Source organism: Oricola nitratireducens (assembly GCF_014904745.1).
In the GTDB taxonomy this organism is placed as follows: domain Bacteria; phylum Pseudomonadota; class Alphaproteobacteria; order Rhizobiales; family Rhizobiaceae; genus Oricola; species Oricola nitratireducens.
The window spans coordinates 15,913-42,058 of the sequence record NZ_JACZCS010000055.1 but is presented as its reverse complement, the minus strand read 5'-3'; the positions used below and the strand labels follow the sequence as shown (position 1 = coordinate 42,058).

Below are 26,146 nucleotides of genomic sequence, written 5' to 3'. Positions count from 1 at the left end.
CTTTTGCGATACACCTTGTCCGGCCTTACGCTGACGCTTCTCGCGGCGCTTGGCGGTTGCCAGTCGTCGAATACGGGTGAGGTTCTCGATATCGGCGCGCAAAACGTGACCGCGGTGCCGGTGGATGCCGACATCGTCGGCGAGGGCGCGGTAAAGATCGCGATCGCCGCGCCACTCAGCGGCAGCGGGGCGGGAACGGGCAAGGCCATACGCCAGGGTGCGGAAATGGCGCTCGAAGACCTCGGCGCGGGCAAGCTTGCTCTTGCCTTCTACGACAGCGCCGGCTCGGCCGGGCGGCTGAAAGGCGCTTCGGAAGCGATCGACAGCGCCGGCATTCCCATTGCCGCGGTTGCGGCCGGACCGCAGGCGCTGACAGCCTTTGCGCCCGCGAGCGCCATCACGATCGCCATGGTTCCGGACGACGTCCGCCGTCCGCAAGGCAGTTTCGCCTTCCTGCCTTCCGCATCCGACAGCCTCGTCTATGGCGTCCGTTTCGCGCTTACGGCGAAACCGGGCTCGGTCCTGCTTTTCATCCCGGCGGATATGCCCGCGCCGGCAGTCAAGGCGCTGCAGCGGCGCATTGGCGCCTTTGGAACAGTCACCCCCATTTCCTATCGGCCGTCGCAGACCTCCGCCCAAATCGCCGATCGTGCGAGGCCCCATCTGGCGAAAACCAGCGTGGTGGCGTTTGCGGGTAACGAAGCGAAGATCGCCCAGATCGTGAAGGCGCTCAATCTTCCGGCCGCCAACGGGCCGGCCATTGTCGGAAACATCGACTGGACCGGCGCGCTGTTTGCGAGCGCGGAATTGCAGGGTGCGCTCGTGCCGTCCGCCGATACGGGAAATCACGGCGTAATCGCCGGACGCTACAGCAAGAAATATGGCGCCGAACCGCCCGCCAGTGCGCTCTATGCCTATGATTTCGTTGCTGTTGCCGCAGGGATCGTGCGATCGCGCGGAGCGGAAGCCCTGAACCGGCAGACACTCGTGACCGATGCGGGATTCCGGGGGACATCGGGTTCGTTCCGGTTTCGGCCCGACGGAAGAACCGAACGGCTTTTCGCGATGAACTTCATCGACGGCGGCCAGCTGAAGCCGCTTAAAGCGGCTCCGGAAGGCTTCTAGGCCGCGCGAGGCGCGGGCCGTCGCCCTACTACAGTCAGCTCGGGTCCGTATTGGTGGTCGTAGGCGTCGTTGTCGTGTCGGCCTCGGTCTGCGTGTCCATATAGGCGCTGATCTCGTCGATCTTGCCATAAGCCTCGTCGACGCCGAGAAGGTTTTTCGCCCAGTCGAGCATGTCTTGGTCAACGTAATCTTCCGTACCGTATTCCGCGACGCGATTGTCGTTCGCGGCGGCGAGAAGGGCTTCGGTCAACGCTTCGTCGGTGATCTGGCCGGCAAGCGTGTCGAGTTGCCCCTGAAGCGGGTCAACCGTAGCCTCGGCGGTCGTGACGTCCGTTCCCGCCTGCGTGCCGAGCGCCGCGTCGATAACGCCGAGTTCGCTACCGATGGCGGCCGCGGTCGCGTCATCGCCCGCGGAGACGGCTGCATCATAAGCCTCCTGCAGGGCGGCCCTGCGATCTGCCAGGTCGGCATAGCTGATGCCCGTGTAATCGAATGCCACCCCACCGAGTTCGACGGGATCGATCGTCCCAAGCAGGCCCGCCACCTCTGGGTCCGTGGCAAATGCAGCGATCGCATCATCCAGGACTGCTTGGGCCGCAGACAGATCTTCTGCCAGGTTCTCGTACGCAACATTCGCCATGACATAATCGCGGATGGCTGCCATGCGCGGATCTTGCGCGTTGAGATAGGCGTGGAAGTTTCGGTTAAGCGAATTCAGACCGGCCAGTTTCGCGTGAAAATTCTTGTCCTCCTTTTTGCCGAGTGCCTTGGCGCGCGCCGAGGGAACGGGCAGGGAAGCGAGGTCCTTCAGCTTGGCGGATTGGATATGCTTCGAGGACGCCTTGGACCTGGCTGACGCGCTCCCTGTCTTTTTAGAACCCTTGCCGAAAACATCGTTGAAGAAACCCCTGATACCCTTGTTCGAGTTGCCGGTTTTCGAGCCGGAGCGCGTCGATGCGGACGCGAATCCAAATCCCTTGCTCTTGCCGTCGCTGCCTGCCGAGGCGCTCTTGCCATTTCCGCCCGCGCTGCCTTTGCCGCCGCCATTCCCGTTGCCGCCGGCATTGCCATTCCCGCCGCCATTGCTGCTGCCGCCGTCGTTTCCGTTTTTCGCATAGGCGGATGAGACGAAATTCGGGCCATGATCGGAAAACTGCGAAAAATCTCCAACCGCAGTCAGCATGAACGCGGAGCAGGAGAGTAGAGCGATCGTGGTCATGCGATATGATTTCGTCATGGCGGAGTCTTTCTTGCTTGCGGGAATTTGCAGAAAGATACCGTAAGGTCACTCATTCGATGGGCAGTTAAGGGGGGCGCGAATTTTTTAATTGTCGATGCAACCGGTTCTTAACCGTGCGGGATGTCGGTCAGGTATAGCGGATGCCGCTCTGAGGCCGGAAAACCTATTAAAAACAGGCCAATATTCTTTTCGTTTAATCTGAATTCATCGGTAGGATAATGGCAGTCTTCCTCGTGTGTCTTTCAGTTAAACTCAATAACATCAACTACCTGCTAGCGTCAGTTAATGCTTATTGGTTATTCGGAAGGTAGCAGCCCACCTTGTCGGCTTTCTCGTGCAAATACCTCGTCAAACAGTTCCCACGTGCTTCTCGCCTCGGCCTCGGTCATCTTGCGGATAGCCTGGCCGATGTGAACCATGAGGTGGTCGCCGGGGGCGATCGTTTCGTGCTGAAGCAGGAAAAGGCTGACCTCGCGCTCGATGCCTTTCGCTTCGCAACGGGCGGCGAAGCCGTCGCATTCGACGACCCGCATGGGCACTCCGAGACACATGTCTGCCTCCAATGACGATCATCGTTCTATAACTCATAACTTATCCGCCCAAATTGACATATGTCACTGCGGGGATGTTGCCGACGCGAAAAGATGCGCGCATGATTGCGTAAATTGCCGGATTGCCCCGCGAGGCGAAAGGGAGGCTGGCATGACGATGAGCGGTTCCTCCGCTTCAACTCTTGTTCTTGGGCTCGGCAACGTCCTGCTTACGGATGACGGGTTCGGTGTGCACGTTATCCAGACGCTGCAGGAGGCGGATGATCTGGGTGGTGACGTCTCGATCCGCGACGGCGGGACGATCGGCCTATCGCTTCTCACGGAAATTGAAGACTCCGGTTCGCTGATCGTGGTCGACGCGATGGAACTGGGCGAAGGGCCGGGGGCTTTGCGCCTGTTCGTTGGTCCCGAGATGGATTCCCAGCTTGGCGGCAAGAAGAAGACGGCCCACGAGGTCGCTCTCGCGGACCTGATGTCGGCGGCGCGCCTGTCGGGCTGCGAACCCGGCCGGCGCGCGCTGGTCGCCGTTCAACCCGGTTCAACGTCGTGGGGCATGGCGCCGGGGCCCGAGGTCGGCGCCGCGATTCCGCAGGCCTGCGCGGCGATCCGCACATTGCTGGACGAATGGGCTGGAGGAACGGAATGACCGCTGACGGCGCGACGCCCACCCTGTACGACATCTCGACCGGCATGGCGATGAGCCTGATGCAGGAAATCGCGGAACGGCTGGGCATCCTGGCGGAAGGAGGCGAGCCGCATGCCATCGATCTCCTTGGTATCCCGATGTCGAAACGCGACCGGGACGAGCTTGAAGCCATGCTCGGACGCGGTGAAGTCGAGGTGACGCTCGATGTCGCGGGCGCGAGCCGGCTCTGGGAGACGCAATATTCCGGCGTCTGGTGGATCCGTCATTTCGGCGAGGGCGAACGGGTCGCGTCCGAACGCATCGAAATCGTCCCGGTGCCGGAGATCCTGAGCGCCCATCGCCTCGACATGGCGGCAGCGGCGCGGCGTCTGTCGGATGAACTGGCGCAAGCAAACGAACCGATCCCGCAGGAGGAAAGCGCACATGTCTGAGCAGGAAACCATCGGGGAGCTTCTCGTCAAGCGCGGGATTTCGAGGCGGGCGCTGCTGAAATATGCGGGTTATCTGGCAAGCGTTATGGCGCTGCCGCCGACCTCATCGACCGCGATGGCACAGGCGCTCGCCAATGCGCGGCGCCAGTCCGTCATCTGGCTTTCCTTCCAGGAATGCACGGGTTGCACGGAATCGCTGACGCGGTCCTTCAGTCCGACGATCGAGGACATGATCTTCGACCTCATTTCGCTCGACTATCACGAGACGTTGCAGGCGGTTTCGGGCTATGCGGCCGAGGAAGCTCGGATGCAGGCGATGAAGGAGAACAAGGGCAAATATGTCGTCGTCGTCGACGGTTCGGTCTCGACCAAGGATGGCGGCGTCTATTCCGCCAATGCCGGCAAGACCAATCTGGAGACGTTGCAGGAAACGGCGAAGGATGCGCTGGCGCTGATCTCGGTCGGCACCTGCGCCGCGTTCGGCGGTATCCCGCACGCCAAGCCCAATCCGACAGGCGCGGTTCCGGTTTCCGACATCATTACCGACAAACCGATCATCAATATCCCCGGCTGCCCGCCGATCGCAGAGGCGATTGCCGGCACCGTCGCCTATCTGGTCACCTTCGGAAAGATCCCGGAACTCGATCATCTCGGCCGGCCGAAGGCGTTTTTCGGCGATACGATCCATGACCGCTGCTACCGGCGGCCGTTCTACGACAAGGGCTTGTTCGCGAAGAGTTTCGACGACGAGGGCGCGCGCAACGGCTGGTGTCTCTACGAGGTCGGCTGCAAGGGACCGGTCACCTACAATGCCTGCGCGACGCTGAAATGGAACGGCGGCGTGTCCTTCCCGATCCAGTCCGGTCATGGTTGTCTCGGCTGTTCGGAACCGGATTTCTGGGACCGCGGCGGATTTTACAAGCCCCTGTCTTCGTGGACGGGCGGAAATGCTGCGATCATCGGCGGTGCGGCGGCCGCCGGGGCGGTCGTAGGCGCGGCCAGCGCCTTGCTTGCCCGCAGGCGCAAGGCTTCAGCTTCAGGGGAGAAGGGATCATGAGCCTTCTGGATTTTGCGCGCGGGCCCGCGCTCGAATACGCATTCGCCATCTTCCTGTTCGGCATTTTGTGGCGGATTGCGTCGCTGTTCCTCCTGCCGCGCGCGAAGGACCGTTCGGTCCCGCGGCCCGGCGCGCCGGCGGCGGCCGTGTCGGCCGCGCGGGGGTTCGTGCGCCACATGTGGCTGCGCCCGCCTTACGGCCAGTCGACGGTATTCGCCCTGGTCAACGGCTACATCTTTCACGTCGGGCTTGCGATCATCGTCTTTGGCTTCGGTCCGCATATCCTGTTCATCAACGGCCTCACCGGCCTTTCCTGGCCGAACCTGCCGTCCGGGGTGATTTCCGTCGTCTCGGTGGTCACGCTCGCGGCGCTTGCGGCGGCGCTGGTGCGACGGCTGACGAGCCCGGTATTGCGGTTGCTGTCGGGCTTCAACGACTACATGAGCTGGCTTGTCACGACCGCGCCGGTTCTCACCGGCCTGCTCGCGGTCAGCCATCTCGGCGCGAAGTACGAGACACTGCTCGCGGTCCATATCCTGAGCATCGCGGTGTTCCTGATCTGGTTCCCGTTCGGCAAGCTCTTCCATGCCTTCCTCGTCTTCGTGACGAGAAGCCAGACCGGCGCCTTCTACGGGCGGCGCGGCGTCCAAATCTGATCAAGGAATTACACAGGGAAGGTAGACGCCATGAACGAACGCATCGTTGTCGATCCCATCACCCGGATCGAGGGCCATCTGCGCATCGAGGCCGAAACGGGCAGCGACGGGTCGATTACCGGCGCCTACAGTTCGGGCACGATGGTTCGCGGTATCGAACTCATTCTCAAGGGGCGCGACCCGCGCGAGGCATGGGCCTTCGCGCAGCGCATCTGCGGTGTTTGCACCCTGGTGCATGGTATCGCGTCGGTGCGGGCCGTTGAAAACGCGCTCGACTACAAGATCCCGCCGAACGCGCAGCTGATCCGCAACCTGATGATCGCGGCGCAATATGTGCATGACCACGTCATGCATTTCTATCACCTGCACGCGCTTGACTGGGTCGACGTCGTCTCGGCGCTCAAGGCCGATCCCGCGGCCACGTCGCAGCTGGCGCAGTCGATCTCGTCCTGGCCGAAATCCAGTCCCGGCTATTTCGCCGACACGCAGAAGAAGCTGAAGAATTTCGTCGAGTCGGGGCAACTCGGCATTTTCGCCAACGGCTTCTGGGGCAATCCGGGTTTCAAGCTGCCACCCGAGGCCAATCTTATGGCCGTCGCGCACTATCTCGAGGCGCTGGCTTGGCAGCGTGAAGTGGTCAAGCTGCACACGATCTTCGGCGGCAAGAATCCGCATCCGAACTTTCTTGTCGGTGGCGCGCCTTCGCCGATCAGCGTCGACTCGACGGCGTCGAGCGGAGTCTCGGCTACGGCCGTCAACATGACCGGTCTTGGCCAGGTTAAGACGGTGATCGATTCGATGAAGACGTTCGTCGAGCAGGTCTATCTGCCCGACACGCTGGCGATCGCCTCGTTCTATAAGGACTGGTTCGCGCGCGGCGAAGGCGTCGGTAACTTTCTGACCTTCGGCGATTTCCCGGAAAAGGGGATGGACGACCCGTCGAGCTGGCTCATTCCGTCGGGCGCGATTCTTGGCCGCGACCTGAACACCATCCATCCCGTCGACCTGAATGACCCCGAACAGATTCAGGAATTCGTGTCGCATTCCTGGTACGACTATTCCGCCGGCAAGGATCGGGGACTGCATCCCTATGAGGGTGAAACTAATCTGGATTATACCGGTCCGAAGCCGCCCTATGAGCAGCTCGATGTCGAGCAAAGCTATTCCTGGCTGAAATCGCCGCGCTGGAAAGGCAACGTGATGGAGGTCGGACCGCTGGCGCGGGTGCTGATGCTCTACGCCAAGGGCCACGAGCCGACGAAGGAACTCGCCGGCATGGCCCTGTCGAAGCTGGATCTGCCGCTCGAGGCGATGTTCTCGACGATGGGCCGCACGGCGGCGCGCACGCTCGAAAGCAAGATCATCGTCGACCAGATGTCGACCTGGTACGACAATCTGATCGCCAATATCCGCGGTGGCGATCTGGCCGTGCACAATGAGGACAAATGGGAGCCGTCGTCCTGGCCGAAAGAGGCGCGCGGCGTCGGCTTCATGGAAGCGCCGCGTGGCGCTCTCGCTCACTGGGTCGTCATCAAGGACGGCAAGATCGACAACTACCAGGCGGTCGTGCCCTCGACCTGGAATGCCGGTCCGCGCGACGCGCAGGGCCAGCCCGGTCCCTACGAGGCGGCGCTGATGGACCGCCACACATTGTACGACCCGAAGCAGCCGCTGGAGATCCAGCGCACCATCCACTCCTTCGATCCCTGCATCGCCTGCGCCGTGCATGTCGTCGATCCGGATGGCGAGGAACTGATGAAGATACAGGTTCGATAAGCCCGAACGCGTCGGAGGAATGACCATGAACGCTCCCGTCAATGTCGATGCGGCCAGAAACGTTTTCTTCAAACAGGTCGAGGAACCGCTTGTCGCCTATCTGGAAGCGTGCCTGCATTGCGGCCAGTGCGCAGATGCCTGCCATTTCCACGAGGCCTCCGGCGATCCGCGCCACACGCCGGCCTACAAGCTGTTTCCGATCGCCAAGGCCTACCGGTCGCAGAAATCGCCGCTGAGCTGGCTCGGCCTCGCCCCGCGGATCACCGAAAAGGATCTCTCCGAGTGGGAGGAACTGCTGTTCGACACCTGCACGATGTGCGGGCGTTGCACGACGGTCTGCCCGATGGGTATCGACATCGCCTCCATAGTCGGCAAGGCGCGCCAGGCGTTCGTCGCCGCAGGGCTCGGTCCGGAGGACCTGCTCGCCGCCGCCGATTTCTCGCGCGATCACGGCAGCCCGCTCGGGCTCGATCCGGGCAAGCTGGAAGACCGCATCGAGTGGCTCGCCGACGAAAACGAGATCGATATCCCGCTCGACAAGGACAAGGCCGAGGTCCTGCTGACGGTCTCCTCGATCGAGATGATGAAATACCCGGTTTCGATCTCCGCGATGGCGAAAATCATGAACCATGCCGGCGTCGATTACACGTTCTCTACCAAGGGATACGAGGCGACCAATTTCGGCTATCTGGCCGGCAAGGCGGATGTCGCCAAGATCATGGTCACGCGGATCGCCGAAGCCGCGGAAGCGGTCGGCGCGAAGACCGTCGTCATTCCCGAATGCGGCCATGCCTATGGCGTGCTGCGCTGGGGCGGCGCCAACATCCTCGGCAAGCGAATGCCATTTGAGGTTCTTCACATTACGGAATACATGGCGAAGCTGAAGCGCGAGGGTCGGCTGAAACTCAAGCCGCATAACGGTTCGATCACCTATCACGATCCCTGCCAGATCTCGCGGCGCGGCGGGGCAACCGAGGACGCGCGCTATCTGCTGGACGGATTTGCCACCGACTTCCGCGAAATGACGCCGACCGGCAACCAGAACTGGTGCTGCGGCGGGGGCGGTGGCGTCCAGGCGATCGGCCGCGCGGCCGAATTGCGCCACCAGGTGTTCAAGATCAAGATCGACCAGGTCGAAAAGACAGGCGCGGCGGCCCTGGTTTCCTCGTGCGCCAATTGCCGGCTGACGATGGACGAGAGCAAGGCTGCGCTCGGCTGGAAGGGCGGTCTCGAAAGCATTGTCGAGATCATCGCCGATCATCTGGTGGAAGACGGCGCGACCGCCAAGGCGGACTGACGTTTCGACCCGGCGCCGGCGCCTTACGGATTTGTATGGCGGCGCGCCTAAAAATTCGCGCTATAAAATCCTATTCTCAGGACAGGTCGGGCGATTGGCGCCCGGCTTCGAGCCGTGAGCGCGAGTTTGCAATGCGCATCCTTCTTGTCGAAGACGACCATCAGACCGCCGACTATATCCGCAACGGATTTTCGCAAAGCGGGCTTGCGTGCGATGTCGTCGATGACGGACGCGAGGCCATGCTGCGCGCCGCGGACGAGGATTTCGACGTCGCCGTCGTCGACCGGATGTTGCCGGGGCTTGATGGCCTGTCCCTCGTAAAAAGCCTGCGTGCCGCAGGCGTATCGACGCCGGTGCTGTTCCTGACCTCTATCGGCGGGGTAGACGATCGGGTCGAGGGGCTGGAAGCCGGCGGAGACGACTATCTCGTCAAGCCGTTCGCGTTTTCGGAACTGCTGGCGCGCGTCAACGCACTGCTGCGCCGTCCCGCCGCGATCGCCGAGAAATCCCGGCTGCGCGTGCATGATCTCGAAATGGACCTGATCCGCCGCCGGGTGACGCGGGCGGGACAGGACATCGATCTGCAACCGAAGGAATTCACGCTGCTGGAAACCCTCATGGAACACGAGGGGCGGGTCCTGACCAAGACGATGCTGCTCGAGCGGGTCTGGAACTTCCACTTCGATCCCAAGACCAGCGTCGTCGAAACGCATATCAGCCGGTTGCGCTCCAAGATCGACAAGCCGTTCGACGCGCCGCTTCTGCATACCGTGCGCAATCTTGGCTATTCGCTGCATGCGCCTCGCTAGGCTTATCTACAGCACGCCCTTCCGGATCGCCGTCATCATCACGTTGATGGCGATCGGCGCATTTCTGGCGAGCGCTGCGCTGGCCTATACGATCTTGCGCACAGACCTTGATGCGGCGCACACACGCGGCGTATCCGAACTGCATTATGCCATCGCGCAATCCTATGTCGAGGGCGGCGAGGATTCTCTTGCGGACTCGGTCCAGGCCAATATTCTTGCGGCGGCCCGAAAGGAAAACGTCTTCCGGCTCCTCGCGCCCGACGGCCGGGTACTTGCCACCAATGTGAACGGTTTCGACATTCCGCCGGGATTCTCGGACGTTCCGGCGCGCCGTCTCGGCATCGACCGCGATGTCTCCTACCGGATTCTCAACAGCCGTGTCGGCGATTTCGAACTGGCCGTCGGCTCCAGCAACGCCGATATCGAAATCGTGCGCGAGACGATCTTCAAAAGTTTCGGTTGGGCTGCGGCCGGCATGATCCTGCTCAGCCTGGCGGGCGGCGCCTATCTGGCGGCGAAAACGCAACGCCGGCTCGACCAGATGCAACGGACTTTCGACGAGATTTCGCTCGGTCATCTCGGCGCGAGGCTGCCGATCAGGAACCAGAAGGACGATGTCGATGTGCTTTGGCGGAACGTCAATGCCGCGCTCGACCGCCTATCGCATCTTGTCGAGGGCATGCGTCAGGTTTCCAACGATATCGCGCATGATCTCAAGACGCCGCTGAACCGGCTGAGGATTACGATCGAGACCGCTCTCCTGCACAACGAGAAGGGCCAACCCGTCACCGAACTTCTCGAAAGGGCTGCTTCGGAATCGGATCATATCAACGAGACTTTCGCGGCTCTGCTCGCGATCGCGCAGATCGAGGCGGGCGCGCGCAAGGCGCGTTTCGGCGTGATCGATCTCAGGGCGATTCTGTCCGATATTGCGGAAGTTTACACGAATGTTGCCGAAGATGCGGGCGATGTTCTCGACTACGCCACGTCTGACGACGCGCCGGTCGAGGTGCAGGGCGACCGCGAACTGGTGACGCAGGCCCTGGCAAACCTGATCGAGAATGCGATCCGTCATTGTCCGCCGGGCTCGCATATCAACTGTTCCATCGATACGCGCGAAGGCGGTGTCGCGGTTATCGTCGCCGATGACGGTCCCGGCATTCCCGCCGACGAACGCGAGAAGGTGCGCGAACGGTTCTACAGGCTGGAGAAGAGCAGGACGACGCCCGGTTCCGGTCTCGGCCTCAGCCTCGTGAACGCCATCGCCGAACTGCATGGCGGCGGGCTAGTGCTGGAAGACAACCGGCCGGGATTGAGGGCGACCTTGCTGTTTTCCCGGGGCGCCGACGCTGTCGTCGCGCATACGGAAGAGTAATCTGAATACAAAAAAGGCCCCCGAAAAGCCTCGCGGCTTCCGGGGGCAGGGACGACTGCCGGATTGTCTGCTGATGCGTGGTCAGCGGAGATAGAAGGTGAAGCTGCCATTGGCGGCTTCGTCGACCGCGACAATATTGGCGATCTCGACGTTCTGGGCTTTCAGCTCGTCCATCAGGTTCTTGTTTTCCGCGATGGTCGTCTGGAGCTTCTGGATATCAGCGGTATGTGCGGCCGCGTGGCCGACATATTCGTCGTGGTAGTAGTTGCCGGGAGCGAGCGAATCCAGGCGCACGACCTCGAAATTCTTGCTCTTGATCATTTCCACCGCGCGACTGACCTCACTCTCGTTTTCGCCGGACCATTCCCGCGCCTGTGCGACGCTGGAGATGGCCAGAAGGGACAGTGCGGTTGCGGCTGCGAGTGCGTTGAGACGTTTCATTTTATTTCTCTCCTTCAACATTTCCGAAAGACAATGGATGCTTCCGAATGCAGTGGAATAGACAGAAACGCTTGGGCGGAGATTTGTCCGCAGACATACAGATTTGTATGCAAAACATAATGTTACCGTAAGGTCACGCCGTGTCCGAGCGCGGTCGTTCCTAGCGCAGAAATGCGAAAAACCGCCCCATCTTGGCCGGGCTGCCGGAGATCAGCGTCGATATCTCGAACAGGATCTGCGGCAGGGCGAACCCGCCCGGACAAGCGATATATTGCGGCGTCCAGACGGGATCGAATTTCTCCTTGAATGCGCGCAGGCCCTCGAAGTTGAAGAACTCCTCGCCGTGCCGGTAGATCAGCACGCCGATCCGGTTCCATGCCGACGCAAGCGGATGGTCGATCAGGCCGGCCAGCGGCGCGGCCCCGAGATTGAACCATTTGTAGCCGTCCGCTTTGCCGTACAGGATCAAATGGACGAAAAAGGCTTCCATCAACAGGCTCGGTCTGTCACGCGAATAGCGCATCAGGTCGACTGAGATTTCGTGCCGGCCTGCGCCGCGCCAGATATTGGCAAAGGCGACGATCTCGCCGTCCTTGCGCATGACGGCAATGTCGAACTCGCTCAGATACGCCTCGTCGAACCGGCCGAGCGAGAAGCGCTTCTCCGATCCGTGTTTGCCCTCAAGCCATTCGTTCGAGATTTTTCTCAGTCGGGGCATCACGGTATCGAGCTGGTCGCGCGGGATGACGGAAAACTCCAGTCCGTCGCGTTTCGACCGGCTGAGCGCGTATCGCAGGTCCTTTCGCTGCCGTCCCTCCATCGTGAAGACGTCGAGATCGACACGGGCGACCTCGCCGAATTTCAGGATGGAAAAACCGAAATCGAGATACATGGCGATGGCGTCCGGCTTCAGGCCGTAGAAGACGGCGCGCCCGCCGGCGCGGTCGATCATTTCGGCATAGTGCCATATGAGCGTTTGCGCCTTGTCGGGATTGCCGACCGGGCCGCCCATCGTCACCCAGCTGCGGCCTGAAACGCCATACATCAAGAACGCGTCCTCCTCTTCGGAGAGGAGGAAGTTCTTGTCGCCCAACAAGGCGACTTGCGGCTGCGTCTCCGGGCAGTCCGCCAGAATGCGCCGGACGGCGCCGGGTACGCTGCGTTGGCCGGCCGCCTTCACGGCAGGCCGGTTGATGAGCGCGTCGAGGGTGAGGGCGCCGGTGACGATCGCTAGCGCCAGCGTGGTGCGCAGGAAGCGCGGCGCATCGCCTTTCCATGCGAATTGCCACCAGAGATCGGCGCTGTATTCGACATGGCGGTAGGCGAGAAAGCCGACAAGGGTGATGCAGGCAATGGTGATGATGACGAGGGCCAGCCATTGCGGGCCGAGGCGGAATTGCCGCCAGTCGCCGCGGCGGTAAAAGGCGCTGCGGTAGACGAAAAGCAGGGCGGCGATGGCGATCAGGAAAGCCGCTTCCTCGTAGTTCAATCCCTTGACCAGGGTGAATACCGCACCTGCGAGCAGGAATCCGATCGCCACGCGCTGCGCCAGCGCCATGCGCATGTAAAGGCCGCGCGCCAGAACGATCAGGAACAGCCCGGAGATGCTGGCGAGCATATGCGAGGCTTCGGCGAAGGGCAGGGGCGTGAATTCGCTCAGCGTCTGAAGGCGCCTGTCGTAGTCGGGATTGCTGCCGGACAGCAGCAGCACCAAGCCGCCCGCGAACACGATCGCGGCGAGCACGCGCGCGACGACCGGGCGCGAAAAGCGGAACAGCCGTCCGGCCGTCACCGACGCCTTCACCTCCATGTGGTGGAGTTCGAACGGAAGCAACGCCAGCAACGCGGCCGCGAAGGGCAGCAGGTAATAGACGACGCGGAAGGTCAGCAGTGCAGCGATCACCTCGGGGCGGTTTCCCGCGCCGAGGCCGAAAAGGATCGTCGCCTCCAGCACGCCGAGACCGCCGGGTGCATGACTGGCGGTGCCGACGACGATAGCGATCAGGAAAAGCGGCAGGAAAGCGAGAAAACTGACGCCGATATCCGACGGAAGAAGCACGTAGAGGACCGCCGCGGCGGTGGAGAAGTCCACCAGGGCGATTGCGATCTGGACCAGCGCGTAACGCATCGGCGGCAGTTCGAGGTGCCAGCCGAAAAGCGGAAAGCGGCGCCTGCCGGCCGCCAGCCAAACGAGCAGGGCCGCACCGGCGGCAAGGATGGCCAGGCCGATAAACCGCGACACGGAAGGCGGCAGTTCGAAAACACCCGGAATGTTTACCGGTTCGGCCGCAAGCGCGAGGCCGAACATCACCGCCATGCCGACCCAGATTCCGAACGCGGAGACGGCGACGATGCGCGCCGAGTCCGAGGCCTCCAGGCCGATACGGGAATAAACTCGGAACCGGACGCTTCCGCTGGAAATGAAGTTGAAGCCAACGACATTGGCGACGGCATAGCTGACGGCGCCGGCAAATGCGGCGACACGGACCGGCACCTGCGTCATGTGCAAGGCGCGCGTGGAGACGATGTCGTAGGCGGCCATGGCGACGTAACTGAGCACGGTGTAGGAAACAGCCAGAGCGATCAGGTGCGGCGGCGTGCCGCGCGCGGCGGCGAGAATATCGCGCAGATGCACATGGGCCGTGATTTCGTGAACGACGGCGAGCGCGACAGCGACGAAGAGGATCGCGAACAGCGGTGCCAGGTAAGGCGCAAGCGGCCGCCGCAAGGTCCCGCCGGCGCGGCCAGCGCGTTTCCCGGTTTGATCGATCTGCGTGGTCACGGCGCCAATATCCAGCCTGTGCGTTGCGCTGATGCCGTGTAGCCCGTGAACGGGGCGCGCGGCGGCACAGGGTCAATGACCCTCAATCGCGCCGCCAGTGTGGCGCATTGCTTTTCAAGTGCGGATGGATTGGCTGTTTCCATACTCCGTCGCAAAGCCGTCACGCCTCAATTGAGATGTGGAATACTTTCGTTTTATCGGCCCTGAGGGCGGAATGCCATATTCGGAATGCGTTTCAGGCAGAGTCGCCGTGGCCGTTGATGCGTTCCCGGAACTCGCTCGGCGACATGCCCGTGGCGTTGCTAAACACCCGGCTGAAATAGGCGGGGTCGTTGTAGCCGAGCGTATAGGCGATGCGCGATATCGGCAGGTTCGTGTAAACGAGATTGCGGCGCGCCTCGCGGATCATGCGGTCCTCGATCACGCGCGTCGCCGGCCGTCCGACCGCGGCGCGCGCGATACGGCTCAGATGCGTCGGCGTGACGCCCAGCGCGCTGGCATAGTCGGCGACTGGCCATCGATCGAGGAAATTGTCCTCGATCAGCGCCTCGAACTTCCGGAAAATCTCGCTGTCGCCGGGATTGCCGGCCGCAATGCCGCTTTGCGCCAGTCCGCGCGCGACATGGCCGAACAGGACACCGGTCAAGGCGCGCAGGATCTGTGCGCGAGCAAAACCGCGCCCGGCATGTTCCTCGAAGATCTGCTCCATGATGGCGCGAGTCGGTTCGCATGCGGGGAGCACGGCGGGACGGGAGAGCACCTGGCGCAGCCCCTGCGACGGTTCCAGCGCTTCCTCCATCATTTCCGACGCGATGGTGACGACCCAGCCTTGCGTTCCCGGCGTGAACGAGAAGGCGTGGACGCATCCGAGCGGCACATTCACCATGGTGCGCGGGTGCAACGCGGTCGTCTCGTCTTCGAGAACCGCCCGGCCGCCGCCGCGGTCGATGAGCAGGATCTGATGCAACCTGGCATGGCGATGCGGTGCCAATTCCCAGTCATGCAGCCGCGAACGGATTTCGATCGTCTCGCAATGAACGACGTCGGGCAGGTCTCCGGCTTCGCCGAAGAGGTTGTAATTGAGGACGGGGAGAGCGGCTTGCATGTTCGATTTGTACAAGAGAAATCCCGGGGCGTCCATTTATGGCGGTGAATTGCGTGGTATTTTCGTCCAACATTTGGAGGAAACATCATGAAAACCCAAGTCTGTATCATCGGCGGTGGCCCGTCGGGGCTGATGCTGTCGCAACTTCTGCATCTGAAAGGCATCGACAATGTCCTTCTAGAGAAGCACAGCCGCGAATACGTGCTGAGCCGCATTCGAGCCGGCGTGCTGGAGCACGGTTTCGCGGAACTGATGCGCGAGGCCCAATGCGGCGAGCGCATGGATCGCGAAGGCGAAATCCACGATGGTTTCTTCATCGCCCATGACGGGATCCTCGACCGCGTCGACCTGCACAAATACAGCGGCGGTTCCTCGGTCGTGGTCTACGGTCAGACGGAACTGACACGCGACCTCTATGAGGCGCGTGACAAGATGAACGGCACCGTCATCCACAATGCGGAGGACGTGAAGCCGCACGACATGAAATCGGACGCTCCCTATGTGACGTATCGCGACGGCGATGAGGTGATCCGCATCGATTGCGACTACATCATCGGCGCGGACGGTTTCCATGGCGTCAGCCGCAAATCGATCCCGCGAGACGTTTTGACGGAATACGAGAAGGTCTATCCGTTCGGCTGGCTCGGTGTCCTGTCGCGCACCAAGCCGGTGTCACCGGAACTGATCTATGCCAAGCATGAGCGCGGTTTCGCGCTGTGCTCGCTGCGTTCGCAGGTGCTGAGCCGCTACTACATCCAGGTACCGTTGACCGACACGGTCGAGGACTGGTCGGACGACGATTTCTGGGCCGAACTGAAGCGCCGGTTGCCGGACGACGTTGCAGCGCGCATGGAAACTGGACCGTCGATCGAGAAGTCGATCGCGCCGCTGCGATCCTTCGTCGCCGAACCGATGCGCTACGGCAATCTGTTCCTGGCCGGCGATGCCGCCCATATCGTGCCGCCGACTGGCGCGCGCGGGCTCAACAGCGCGGCGTCTGATATCTACTACCTCTACCATGCGCTGGTGGACCACTATAAGGACGGTGATGACAGTGGTCTGGAGGCCTATTCGGCAAAGGCGCTGGCGCGGGTCTGGAAAGCGCAGCGCTTCTCCTGGTGGATGACGACGCTGCTGCACACATTCCCGGACCGCATCCCCTACGATCAGAAACTACAGGAAACCGATCTCGAATATCTCTTCTCGTCGGAGAAGGCGCTCGGTTCGCTAGCGGAGAACTATGTCGGGTTGCCGTTCTAGGCGGGGCCCATGCGCCGAAGATGAAATGGCCCGGACACCTGCAGGCGTCCGGGCCTTTTTGTCGCTTTCACGCCGCTATTTCAGCAGCGACGGCAGGAAGAGGACGAAACCCGGAAAAGCGATGGCGATGGCCACCACGACCAGATCGGCCAGCAGGAACGGGATCACACCCTTGAAGACCTGCACCGTGGTCACGTGTTCTGCCGCCACGTTGCGGATGACGAAAACGTTCAGTCCCACCGGCGGCGTGATCATGCCGATCTCCAGGAGCTTCACCACCAGCACGCCGAACCATACCAGCGAGATATGCTGCGCCTGAAGCACGCTCAGCAGCACCGGCAGCGTGATCAGCATGGCGCCGAAAGGCTCCATGAAGGTGCCGAGGACCAGGTAGACGGCAACGATGACCAACATCAGCTGCACGTAGCCGATGTCGGCGCCGCTCACGAACTGGGTGATGAAATTCTGCAATCCCGATAGCCCGAGAAATCGCGTGAACATAGTTGCGCCGATGCCGATGATCAGCAGCGAGCCGGTGGTCGTCACCGTCTCGAGAAGCGAGCGTGACACGGCATCCCGGGTGAGCCTGCCGGTAAAGGCGGCGATGATGATCGTGCCAAGCGCGCCGACAGCGCCTGCCTCGGTGGCGGTGAACAAGCCGGAAAAGAGCCCGCCGAAAACGACAAAAACCAGCACCGAGACCGGCAGGAGCTGGAACAAGATACGGCCTGCCTCGCCCTTCTCCACCGACACGCGGGGCGGGATCATGTCAGGACGAAGCCACGAGATGATGAGGATCACGAGCGAATAGGAAATCGCGGTGGTAATACCGATCGAGAACCCGCCGATAAAGACCTGGGTCACAGAGGTTTCGGCGATGATCCCATAAATGATCATGAGGATCGACGGCGGTATGAGTGCGCCGATCGTGCCCCCGGCGGCGATCGCGCCCGAGGCGATCGACGGCCGATAGCCCGCCTTCACCATTTCCGGGATCGCGATACGCCCCATCGCGGCGGCCGTGGCGACGGACGATCCCGACATCGCGGCGAAGGCCGAACATGCGAAGATCGACGATATGGCAAGTCCTCCGGGCAATCGCGCCAGCACCACCTTCGCGGCATCGAACAGTCCGGCTGTCATGCCGGTATGAAACGCGACAAAGCCCATGAGAAGGAACATGGGCACGGCGCTCATGGTCCAGGACGCAACAAAGGAATAGGGCGTGTTTTCAAGAATGCCGAGTGCCGGACGCAGACCAATCATCGTCCAGATGCCGGTGAACGAGACCAGGATCAGCGCCAGCGCCACCGGCAGGCGCAGGACCAGAAGCAGCGCCAGGACGATGACGCCGTAAATGCCGATTTCAACGCTCATTGAACGGCCTCGTCGATCCGGGCGCCGAGGCTTGGGCTGATCTGGCCGACTGCGAGGATCACGCAGCACAGACAGGCCAGGGTAAAGCCCACGGGCGCAAAGTAAAAGGAATGCCAGACTGCCATCTTGTAGGTGGCGATTTCCACCAGCGTGCCCGAGCGCGTCTCGGATAGCGCCTTGTCCCAGTTGGTCCAGGCGAGCAACCCATAGGCCGTGGCCGCCACAACCATCACAAGCGTATCGGAGATCCGGCGCATGAGCGGCGAAAGGGCGAAATCCAGCAGCTCGACCGAGATCATCTGCCGCCTGAATTCGAGCCAGCCCAGAGGCAGGAAGGCGAGGGCGGTCATGTAGTACCGGGCGACGACTTCCGGCACCGTATTCATCGAATAGCGGAAGACATTGCGCAGAAAGACGTCAAGGGAGATATGCAGCATCATCGCCACGACGGCGAAAGCGCCGATATAACCCATGACACGCGCAATGCCCGTCGCCAGTTTCACGAGGCTCTGCATGGTCCGGTTCCCGGTAAGATGCCCGGCCCGCGCCATGCGGGCCGGGTTGTTGGGTGACTACTGGCCGTAGGTGGAAAGATCGACCTTCGACCAGATCTCGTCCTGCGCCCGTGCCGCGAGCGCGTCCGGATCCTCGCCAACCTCATCGACGATGGCCGTCCATTTCTTCACCAGTTCGGCGAACTGCGCGGACAGTTCGCTCGACGCCGAGCGCTCTGCCACGTCGGACATGGAGAAGTCGTTGGAGGTCTTGAGGAAAGCCGCATCGGGTTCGATGATCTCGATCGAATCGTTGGCCTTCACGGCTGCCATGGCGTCGGCCGGAAGCTGGAAGCCCCAGCGCGAGGTCATCTGCGGATCGGCGCGGTTGGCCGCGGCGACGACTGCCTTGCGCTGATCCATATCGAACTTGGCCCAGGTGCTGGTCGCGACGGTGAAGTTCGAGGTCACGTGATAGGTGCCCAATGGCACCATGGTCACGTATTTCGCCACGTCGACAAGACGATAGGACAGCATGTCGACAATCGAGGCCATGGTGCCGTCGATCGTACCCTGGCTCATAGCTTCGAAAGTCTGGCCGACCGGCAGGTTTACCGGAGTGGCGCCGAAATGCTCGGCCCAGCGCGAATAGGGCGCACCGCCCGAGCGCAGGCGAAGGCCCTTCAGGTCGTCAATCGAGCGAACCGGCTTGGTGGTCAGCAGAACATAGACGTCGGAGGAGCCGGAGCCGAGGAACACGCCGCCGAATTTCTTGAACTCCTCCTGGCAAACAGCGCAGTTGACGCCGAATTCCGTCATTGCAAGGCCCATGGCGTAGGGGCTGCGGCCCATCAGGGCGAGGTCGCCGGCGACACCCGTCTGCGGGAAGTCCGCGGCGAAATAGAGCGGCAAGGCGTTGCCGACATCGGCGAGCCCGGTCTGCAGCGCGTCCTTCATCTGCGGCAGCGCTATGACTTCCGGGCCGTAGATGGTGGCCGTCATCTTGCCTCCCGATTCCTCGGCGAGATATTTGGCGAATTTTTCGTACATGTAGTGCGCCGGGTGGACCGGCGGCGCGGCGGGGGCGGCGCGCAAGTCTTGCGCACCGGCATGGCTGGCGAGAGCCATAAGGGACGCGGCCAGCGCCGCTCCCGCGAGTTTCAACTTGAATTTCATCGATATTCCTCCCGATAATCGCCCGGTTAAAAACCTAACAGCCTTCGTGCGTTGTCTTTCAGGATGAGTGGGCGCACCTCATCCCTGATCTCGATCTTTTCGAAGTCGCTGAGCCAGCGGTCCGGCGTGATCGCCGGCCAGTCCGAGCCGAAGAGCATCTTCTTCTTCAGGATCGTGTTGGCGTACTGGATCAGAATCTTCGGAAAATATTTCGGCGACCAGCCGGACATGTCGATGTAGACATTGGGCTTGTGGGTCGCCACCGACAGCGCCTCCTCCTGCCAGGGGAAGGACGGATGCGCGAGGATGATCTTCAGATCCGGAAAATCGACGGCGACATCATCGAGATACATCGGATTGGAATATTTCAGCCGCATGCTCATGCCGCCATGCATGCCCGCACCGACGCCGGTCTGGCCGGTATGGAACAGCGTGACCGCGCCTTCCTCCTCGATGGCCTCATAGAGGACATAGGCGTTACGGTCGTTCGGATAAAAGCCCTGCATCGTCGGATGGAACTTGAAGCCGCGTATGCCGAACTCGCGCACCAGGCGGCGCGCCTCGCGGGCGCCCGCCTTGCCCTTGGCCGGATCGATCGAGGCGAAGGGAATCATGACGTCGGAGTTCTCGGCCGCGATACGCGCGACCTCCTCGTTGGAATAGCGGCGAAACCCCGTCTCGCGCTCCGCGTCGACCGGGAAGATCACGCAGCCGATATTGCGTTCGCGGTAATAGGTGGCCGTGTCCTGGACCGTGGGCAGCATGCCCTTCGCGCCGGCCGGATTCTTGAAATAGGCCGCCATGCCGGCCTGAAACTCGTCATAGCCGTCGTCTCGCGGGCCGCAGCAGGGCTCCTCGGCATGGGTGTGGATGTCGAACGCTGTCAGTGCGTCGAAATTCATGATCGGTCCTCCGCGGCCATGCCGACATATTTGCGTAAAAGATGTTTCAGCGTCCTGATTTCGGACGCTGTGAGCGTCGGCGGTTTCCGGGTTTCGTGTTCCAGGAAAGCCGGCCTGTGTTCGGCGACGTACTTCCTGCCGAGCGCGGTCAGGGCGAGTTCCACCGAGCGGCGGTCGTGATCGGGGATGATGCGCTCGACAAAGCCGCGATCCTCGAAGGCGCGGACGAGCTTGGTCATGTGGGCCGGCTTGATGCGCAGTTTCTGCGCCAGCACGCCCTGCCGGATGCCCGGGTTGCGTTCGAGCAGAATCAGGGTCGAGAACTCGCCCGGACGCGGGCCGTCATCGCCGAGATCCTCGAAGAACAATTCGTAAGTGTGTACCTGGGCAAGCCGGGTGAGGAAGCCAAGCGAATCGACGAGGTCGCGCATGTCGACTTCGTCGGCGACGGTGTCCTTGACGTCGAGATCCTGCATCTCAGTCCTTCTTCGGTATGTTCAGGCGCTTTGCCTTTTTGTCCAGAAAGGCTTGCAGCCTCGCCTCGGCCTCGGGGCTGGTCGCGGTGAACGATGCCATCATCGATTCGACGAAGAGGCCGTCTTCCTTCGCCATGTCCTGGATACGCGGCAAGGCGTGGATGACGGCGAAGTTGGAGAGTTCGGCGTTGCTTGCCGCGTTCTTCGCAAGCTCGATCGCCTTGGCCCTGGCTTCGCCCGGCTCGACCACATATTGCGCGAGGTTCCACGCCTCTGCTTCCTCGGCGGAGGCGACGCGTCCCGTCAGCATCATGTCGGTCATCCGGGCGACACCCATCAGCCGGGCGGCGCGCACAGAGCCGCCGCCACCGACGAATATTCCGCGCTGGCCTTCCGGAAGGGCGAAGAAGGCATTCCTTTCGGCGACGCGGATATGCGTCGAGGAGGCCAGTTCCAGCCCGCCGCCGACGACGGCACCGTGCAGCGCCGCAATCCACGGAATGGTGCCATGCTCGATCATCGCGAAGACCGCATGCCAGCGCCGCGATCCGCGAATTCCTTCGACCGGCGACTTCTTTACATGTTCCGCTAGGTCAAGGCCGGCGCAGAAATGGTCGCCATGGCCGTAAATGACGCCGGCTTTCGCTTCGCTTTCGGCGCGTTGCACGGCTGCGGCGATGGCTTCGACGAAGGCGTCGCTGATGGCGTTGCGCTTGGCAGGCCTGTTCAGTCCGATGAGCGCGACGTCGCCGTCCAGCTCGTAGGTGATGAAGTTCTCGTTCACCGCCATGTCCATGTTTCCACCCTGCTCGATTGTCGCTGCTACGGCCCAGATATATTCCGGCGAAATAGTTTACTAGGATACTTTTCTGAATTATACGAATTCGCGCCATTGCGTCAACAGACGTTGGAAGGCACAAACATCTAGACGGACGGATCCGGGAGGAAGTGATGTCCATCGCACCATTAAGGGAGATCGAGACCTGGTCTCCCGAAATCGTCACCGAAAAACGGCCGGACGGAACCTGGATCGTCTCCAGGAAGGACCCGCTCGGTGCCTATCCGGACAGGGTCACCGACCGCCTGGTCTATTGGGCAGAAAACGCGCCGGACCGGGTTTGGATGGCCGAACGCGACGATTCGGGCGCGTGGCGGGAGATCACCTACGGAGATGCGCTTGGCAAAGTCCGCGCGATATCCGCCTTCCTGCTTGAAAAGCGCCTGTCGCCGGAACGCCCGCTCCTCATCCTTTCGCACAATTCCATCGAACACGCGCTGCTGGCGCTTGGCGCACAGCATGTCGGCATTCCGTCGGCCGCGGTATCGACCGCCTATTCGCTGATCTCCGAAGATTGCGCCAAGCTGCGCGACATTGCGGGCCAACTGACGCCCGGCATGGTGTTTGCGCAAGACGGTTCGGCTTACCAGCGGGCGATTGATATGGTGTTCGGCCCGGACATTCCGGCGGTCGTGGTGCGGGAGCCGATCCATGACGGGCGCGATTGCCATCTCTTCGCGGATGTTCTGGATACCGAATCCGGACCGGAGGTCGATGCGGCGCACCGAAAGGTCGGACCGGACACGGTCGCCAAGTTCCTGTTCACCTCCGGCACGACGGGTTCGCCCAAGGCGGTCATCACGACGCACCGCATGCTGTGTTCGAACATCGAAATGGTGACTGACTGCTACGCCTTCATGCGCGAGGACCCGCCGGTCGTTGTCGACTGGGCGCCGTGGAGCCATGTGGCCAGCGGCAACAAGGTGTTCAACATGGTCATCTTCAACGGTGGCACGTTCTACATCGATCACGGCAAGCCGTCGCCGGAAGGCATGAAGATCACCATTCGCAATCTGCGCGAGGTATCGCCGACCTGGTATTTCAACGTGCCGGCCGGCTATGAGGTGCTCGTGGACGCGATGGAGAAGGACGATGTCCTGAGGAAAAGCTTCTTCGGGCGGCTCCGGATGATGATGTATGCGGCCGCGTCGATGGGCCAGCATACCTGGGACCGGCTGAACGAACTGGCGGTACAGACGACCGGTTACCGTATCTTCCTCGGCACCGGGCTCGGCGCGACGGAGACCGCGCCGTTCGCGCTGATGTGCATGGAGGAACAGGACGTTGCCGGCAATGTCGGCGTCCCCTCCCAGGGCCTGACGCTGAAACTGGTTCCGCATGACGAAAAGCTCGAAGTGCGGATCAAGGGGCCATCGGTTACACCGGGATACTGGCGCAATCCGAGGCTGACGGCCGAAGCCTTCGACGAGGAAGGCTTTTACAGGCTTGGCGACGCGCTGCGCTTCGCGGTGCCGGGTGACGCCGCGCGCGGCTTCTTTTTCGACGGACGCATCACCGAAAACTTCAAGCTGCGCACCGGAACCTGGGTCGCGGTCGGGGCGTTGCGAGCCAGGCTTGTCGACCAGTTCAAGGGGTATGTGCGCGATATCGTTCTGGTCGGAGAGAACCGCGACGAACTCGGCGCGATCCTGATCCCGTTCTATCCCAAACTGCGCGAACTGATCGGCGATGCGGACGGCCTGAGTGATGCGTCCGTGCTGGCGCACGACGCCGTTCGCGAAAAGATAACGGAACTGCTGGAGGCGCATGTGGGGCAGTCGACGGGATCGGCCACCCGGGTCGTTCGGGCGATATTTCTGGGCGACGAGTTGTCGTTCGACGCCGGCGAGCTTACCGACAAGGGATCGATCAATCAGCGCGCCGTTCTGCGCAATCGCGACGATCTCGCGGAATCGCTCTACAACAATCATGACCGGCGCGTATTTCTCGCGCGAAAACCAAGGGGAAAAGCATGAAACTTGAAGGTGCAGGCACAATCGTCACGGGCGGCGCGTCCGGTCTCGGACGGGCGGTGGCGGATCTCTTCGCCAAGGCGGGCGCGAATGTGGTGGTCTTCGACCTCAACGCCGAAGCGGCCGCCAAGGCGGCGCAGGAAATCGGCGGCGTCGCCGTTGCCGGCGACGTCTCCAAGGAAGACGACGCCGACCGCGCGGTCGACGCGGCGGTGGAAAGCTTCGGAAACCTGCGCATTCTCGTCAATTGCGCCGGCATCGGCCCGGCGTCGCGTATCGTTGGCCGGGAAGGGCCGATGCCGCTTGGCGATTTCGAGAAAGTGATCCGGGTCAATCTGATCGGCTCGTTCAACATGCTGCGCGTCGCGGCGGCGCGGATGTCCACGCAGGATGCGCTGGACGACAACGAGCGCGGTGTCATCATCAACACCGCCTCGGTGGCGGCCTTCGACGGCCAGATCGGCCAGGCGGCCTATTCGGCGTCGAAGGGCGGGATCGTGTCGATGGCGTTGCCGGCGGCGCGCGAACTGGCCCGCTTCGGCATTCGCGTCAACACGATCGCGCCGGGCATCTTCCTGACGCCGCTGCTGCAGGGAATGCCCGAAGAGGTGCAGTCGAGCCTCGCGGCGGCCATTCCGTACCCGTCTCGCCTCGGCAAGCCGGCCGAATTCGCCGAAATGGCCCGCTTCATGGTCGAGAACACGTATCTCAACGGCGAGGTCGTCCGCCTCGATGGTGCGATCCGCATGGCGCCGAAATAAGCCTTGCACCGACTTGAACGCAAAAACGGCCGCGCCGGTCATCCCGGCGCGGCCGTATTTTATTGAAGCTCAAGGTCAGCCGAGCGTCGGCATGGTGAACTGCGGATCGCTGCGCTGGCCCGTCGGCCACCGCGTGGTGGTCGTCTTGATGCGCGTGTAGAACCGCACGCCCTCCATACCGTGCATGGCGTGGTCGCCGAAGATCGAAGCCTTCCAGCCGCCGAAGGAGTGGAACGCCATCGGTACCGGGATCGGCACGTTGATGCCGACCATGCCGACCTCGATATCCTGCGAGAAGGCACGCGCCGTGTCGCCGTCGCGGGTGAAGACGGCAGTGCCGTTGGCGTATTCGTGACCGTGGATCAGGTCGACGGCGTCCTGGTACGAGTCACGGCGCACCACCGAAAGTACCGGCCCGAAGATCTCGTCGCGATAGATCGACATGTCCGGTGTGACATGGTCGAACAGCGTGCCGCCGACATAATAGCCGTTCTCGTAGCCTTGCATCTGCTGCTTGAAGCTGCGGCCGTCGACGACGAGCTTCGCGCCTTCCTTCTCGCCTGCGTCGATATAGCCGAGGATCTTCTCCTGCGCCTGCTTGGTGACGACCGGACCCATCTCGGAGGCGCGGTCGGCGGCCGGGCCGATCTTCAGCGCCTCGATCTTCGGCACAAGTTTCTCGATCAGCGCGTCGGCAACGGCATCGGTGACAGGAACCGCGACCGAGATCGCCATGCAGCGCTCGCCAGCCGAACCGAAGGCCGCGCCCATCAGTGCGTTGGCGGCCATGTCGAGATCGGCGTCGGGCATGACGATCATGTGGTTCTTGGCGCCGCCCAGCGCCTGGACGCGCTTGCCGTTGGTAACTCCGGTAACGTGGATGTATTTGGCGATCGGGGTCGAGCCGACGAAGGAAATCGCCTTGACGTCCGGATGGTGCAGCAGCGTGTCGACGGCGACCTTGTCGCCCTGGACGACGTTGAAGACGCCCTCGGGCAGGCCGGCCTCGGTCAGCCATTCGGCGATCAGCAGAGACGGTGACGGGTCGCGCTCGGACGGCTTCAGGATGAAGGTGTTGCCGCAGGCGAGTGCCACCGGGAACATCCACATCGGGACCATGGCCGGGAAGTTGAACGGCGTGATGCCGGCGACAACGCCGAGCGACTGGCGGATCGAGTGCGTATCGACGCCGGTGCCGACGCTTTCGGAGAACTCGCCCTTGAGCAGGGTCGGCGCGGCGGTCGCGAATTCGACCACTTCCAGCCCGCGCGTCACTTCGCCGAGCGCGTCGTCATGGGTCTTGCCGTGTTCGGCGGAGATCGCTTCGGCGAGTTGGTCGGCGCGCTCCCACAGGATGGTCTTGAACTTGTCGAGGATTCGGGCGCGGCGCAGCGCCGGAGTCCTCGACCATTCCGGCCATGCGGCCTTGGCGGCCGCGACGGCTTCGTTGACGTCCTGCACGGAGGCGAGGACGACAGTCTTCTCGCTCTCGCCGGTGGCGGGATTGAAGACGGGTTGGCTGCGGTCCGACGAACCTTCGGTGCGGGCGCCGGCGATATAGTGGGCAAGCTTGGTCATGGGAAATCCTCCTGGGTGTG

The 26,146-nt window shown here is 62.3% G+C and carries 24 protein-coding genes; 12 read left to right on the top strand and 12 right to left on the bottom strand.

Annotated features, from left to right (window positions below; all coding sequences use genetic code 11):
• Positions 1–15: 15 nt before the first annotated feature.
• Complete coding sequence (locus tag IG169_RS23670; RefSeq protein WP_193178747.1) at positions 16–1,125, top strand: type 1 periplasmic-binding domain-containing protein; 1,110 nt, start codon at positions 16–18, stop codon at positions 1,123–1,125.
• A 34-nt stretch (positions 1,126–1,159) separates the two neighbouring features.
• Here the strand turns inward: IG169_RS23670 and IG169_RS23665 are convergent, their stop codons facing one another.
• Together IG169_RS23665 and IG169_RS23660 are read right to left on the bottom strand one after the other, a co-directional pair.
• Positions 1,160–2,362, bottom strand: a complete 1,203-nt coding sequence (locus IG169_RS23665) for a hypothetical protein (protein ID WP_193178746.1) — start codon at positions 2,360–2,362, stop codon at positions 1,160–1,162.
• A 299-nt stretch (positions 2,363–2,661) separates the two neighbouring features.
• Positions 2,662–2,916: a HypC/HybG/HupF family hydrogenase formation chaperone gene (locus IG169_RS23660; protein WP_193178745.1), complete on the bottom strand. Its 255-nt coding sequence runs from the start codon at positions 2,914–2,916 to the stop codon at positions 2,662–2,664.
• Between the two features lie 151 nt (positions 2,917–3,067).
• Here IG169_RS23660 and IG169_RS23655 point away from each other — a divergent pair, with 151 nt between their 5' ends.
• From IG169_RS23655 to IG169_RS23620, 8 genes are all read left to right on the top strand, one after another.
• Entirely contained in the window at positions 3,068–3,562 is a 495-nt protein-coding gene (locus IG169_RS23655) for a hydrogenase maturation protease (protein WP_210326177.1), read from the top strand.
• Complete coding sequence (locus IG169_RS23650; RefSeq protein WP_193178744.1) at positions 3,559–3,993, top strand: hydrogenase expression/formation C-terminal domain-containing protein; 435 nt, start codon at positions 3,559–3,561, stop codon at positions 3,991–3,993. Before IG169_RS23655 ends, IG169_RS23650 begins: the two co-directional genes overlap by 4 nt.
• Complete coding sequence (locus tag IG169_RS23645) at positions 3,986–5,050, top strand: hydrogenase small subunit (RefSeq protein WP_193178743.1); 1,065 nt, start codon at positions 3,986–3,988, stop codon at positions 5,048–5,050. The genes IG169_RS23650 and IG169_RS23645 overlap by 8 nt, the downstream gene beginning before the upstream one ends.
• Positions 5,047–5,706 carry a nitrate reductase gene (locus IG169_RS23640; protein WP_193178742.1) on the top strand — a complete coding sequence of 220 codons (660 nt, stop codon included), beginning with the start codon at positions 5,047–5,049 and terminating at the stop codon, positions 5,704–5,706. Before IG169_RS23645 ends, IG169_RS23640 begins: the two co-directional genes overlap by 4 nt.
• Before the next feature lie 30 nt (positions 5,707–5,736).
• Positions 5,737–7,482: a nickel-dependent hydrogenase large subunit gene (locus IG169_RS23635; RefSeq protein ID WP_193178741.1), complete on the top strand. Its 1,746-nt coding sequence runs from the start codon at positions 5,737–5,739 to the stop codon at positions 7,480–7,482.
• A 25-nt stretch (positions 7,483–7,507) separates the two neighbouring features.
• Complete coding sequence (locus tag IG169_RS23630; RefSeq protein ID WP_193178740.1) at positions 7,508–8,779, top strand: (Fe-S)-binding protein; 1,272 nt, start codon at positions 7,508–7,510, stop codon at positions 8,777–8,779.
• 131 nt (positions 8,780–8,910) lie between these two features.
• Entirely contained in the window at positions 8,911–9,588 is a 678-nt protein-coding gene (locus tag IG169_RS23625; protein ID WP_193178739.1) for a winged helix-turn-helix domain-containing protein, read from the top strand.
• Positions 9,575–10,963 (top strand): sensor histidine kinase, encoded by a 1,389-nt coding sequence (locus tag IG169_RS23620; protein ID WP_193178738.1) that lies wholly within the window; start codon positions 9,575–9,577, stop codon positions 10,961–10,963. Before IG169_RS23625 ends, IG169_RS23620 begins: the two co-directional genes overlap by 14 nt.
• A gap of 81 nt (positions 10,964–11,044) precedes the next feature.
• Here IG169_RS23620 and IG169_RS23615 read toward each other — a convergent pair whose 3' ends face one another.
• The 3 genes from IG169_RS23615 to IG169_RS23605 all read right to left on the bottom strand — a co-directional run bounded on the left by IG169_RS23615 (position 11,045) and on the right by IG169_RS23605 (position 15,291).
• The gene (locus IG169_RS23615; protein WP_193178737.1) at positions 11,045–11,404 is read right to left on the bottom strand and encodes a hypothetical protein; all 360 of its coding nucleotides are present in this window, start codon (positions 11,402–11,404) and stop codon (positions 11,045–11,047) included.
• A 160-nt stretch (positions 11,405–11,564) separates the two neighbouring features.
• Positions 11,565–14,186, bottom strand: coding sequence for a bifunctional lysylphosphatidylglycerol flippase/synthetase MprF (mprF, locus tag IG169_RS23610; RefSeq protein ID WP_193178736.1), 2,622 nt, complete (start codon positions 14,184–14,186; stop codon positions 11,565–11,567).
• A 235-nt stretch (positions 14,187–14,421) separates the two neighbouring features.
• A complete protein-coding gene (locus IG169_RS23605; RefSeq protein ID WP_246717556.1) occupies positions 14,422–15,291 on the bottom strand; it encodes a helix-turn-helix domain-containing protein in 870 nt (289 codons plus the stop codon).
• 87 nt (positions 15,292–15,378) lie between these two features.
• On the opposite strand from IG169_RS23605, the gene pobA reads away from it, so the two are divergent.
• Positions 15,379–16,551: a 4-hydroxybenzoate 3-monooxygenase gene (gene pobA / locus IG169_RS23600; RefSeq protein ID WP_193178734.1), complete on the top strand. Its 1,173-nt coding sequence runs from the start codon at positions 15,379–15,381 to the stop codon at positions 16,549–16,551.
• A 75-nt stretch (positions 16,552–16,626) separates the two neighbouring features.
• Here pobA and IG169_RS23595 read toward each other — a convergent pair whose 3' ends face one another.
• From IG169_RS23595 to IG169_RS23570, 6 genes are read right to left on the bottom strand one after another with little or no spacing between them, the layout of a single operon-like run.
• Positions 16,627–17,928 (bottom strand): TRAP transporter large permease, encoded by a 1,302-nt coding sequence (locus IG169_RS23595; protein WP_193178733.1) that lies wholly within the window; start codon positions 17,926–17,928, stop codon positions 16,627–16,629.
• Positions 17,925–18,443: a TRAP transporter small permease gene (locus IG169_RS23590; RefSeq protein WP_193178732.1), complete on the bottom strand. Its 519-nt coding sequence runs from the start codon at positions 18,441–18,443 to the stop codon at positions 17,925–17,927. The genes IG169_RS23595 and IG169_RS23590 overlap by 4 nt, the downstream gene beginning before the upstream one ends.
• A gap of 57 nt (positions 18,444–18,500) precedes the next feature.
• Positions 18,501–19,598 (bottom strand): C4-dicarboxylate TRAP transporter substrate-binding protein, encoded by a 1,098-nt coding sequence (locus IG169_RS23585; RefSeq protein WP_193178731.1) that lies wholly within the window; start codon positions 19,596–19,598, stop codon positions 18,501–18,503.
• A 26-nt stretch (positions 19,599–19,624) separates the two neighbouring features.
• Entirely contained in the window at positions 19,625–20,500 is an 876-nt protein-coding gene (locus tag IG169_RS23580; RefSeq protein ID WP_193178730.1) for an amidohydrolase family protein, read from the bottom strand.
• Positions 20,497–20,976 (bottom strand): MarR family winged helix-turn-helix transcriptional regulator, encoded by a 480-nt coding sequence (locus tag IG169_RS23575; protein ID WP_193178729.1) that lies wholly within the window; start codon positions 20,974–20,976, stop codon positions 20,497–20,499. The genes IG169_RS23580 and IG169_RS23575 overlap by 4 nt, the downstream gene beginning before the upstream one ends.
• 1 nt (position 20,977) lies before the next feature.
• Positions 20,978–21,766: a crotonase/enoyl-CoA hydratase family protein gene (locus IG169_RS23570; protein WP_428982285.1), complete on the bottom strand. Its 789-nt coding sequence runs from the start codon at positions 21,764–21,766 to the stop codon at positions 20,978–20,980.
• A 161-nt stretch (positions 21,767–21,927) separates the two neighbouring features.
• Here IG169_RS23570 and IG169_RS23565 point away from each other — a divergent pair, with 161 nt between their 5' ends.
• The gene (locus IG169_RS23565; RefSeq protein WP_193178727.1) at positions 21,928–23,790 is read left to right on the top strand and encodes a feruloyl-CoA synthase; all 1,863 of its coding nucleotides are present in this window, start codon (positions 21,928–21,930) and stop codon (positions 23,788–23,790) included.
• Positions 23,787–24,548 (top strand): SDR family NAD(P)-dependent oxidoreductase, encoded by a 762-nt coding sequence (locus IG169_RS23560; protein WP_193178726.1) that lies wholly within the window; start codon positions 23,787–23,789, stop codon positions 24,546–24,548. Before IG169_RS23565 ends, IG169_RS23560 begins: the two co-directional genes overlap by 4 nt.
• A gap of 75 nt (positions 24,549–24,623) precedes the next feature.
• On the opposite strand, the gene IG169_RS23555 is transcribed toward IG169_RS23560, so the two are convergent.
• Entirely contained in the window at positions 24,624–26,126 is a 1,503-nt protein-coding gene (locus IG169_RS23555) for a CoA-acylating methylmalonate-semialdehyde dehydrogenase (RefSeq protein ID WP_193178725.1), read from the bottom strand.
• Between the last annotated feature and the right edge of the window lie 20 nt (positions 26,127–26,146).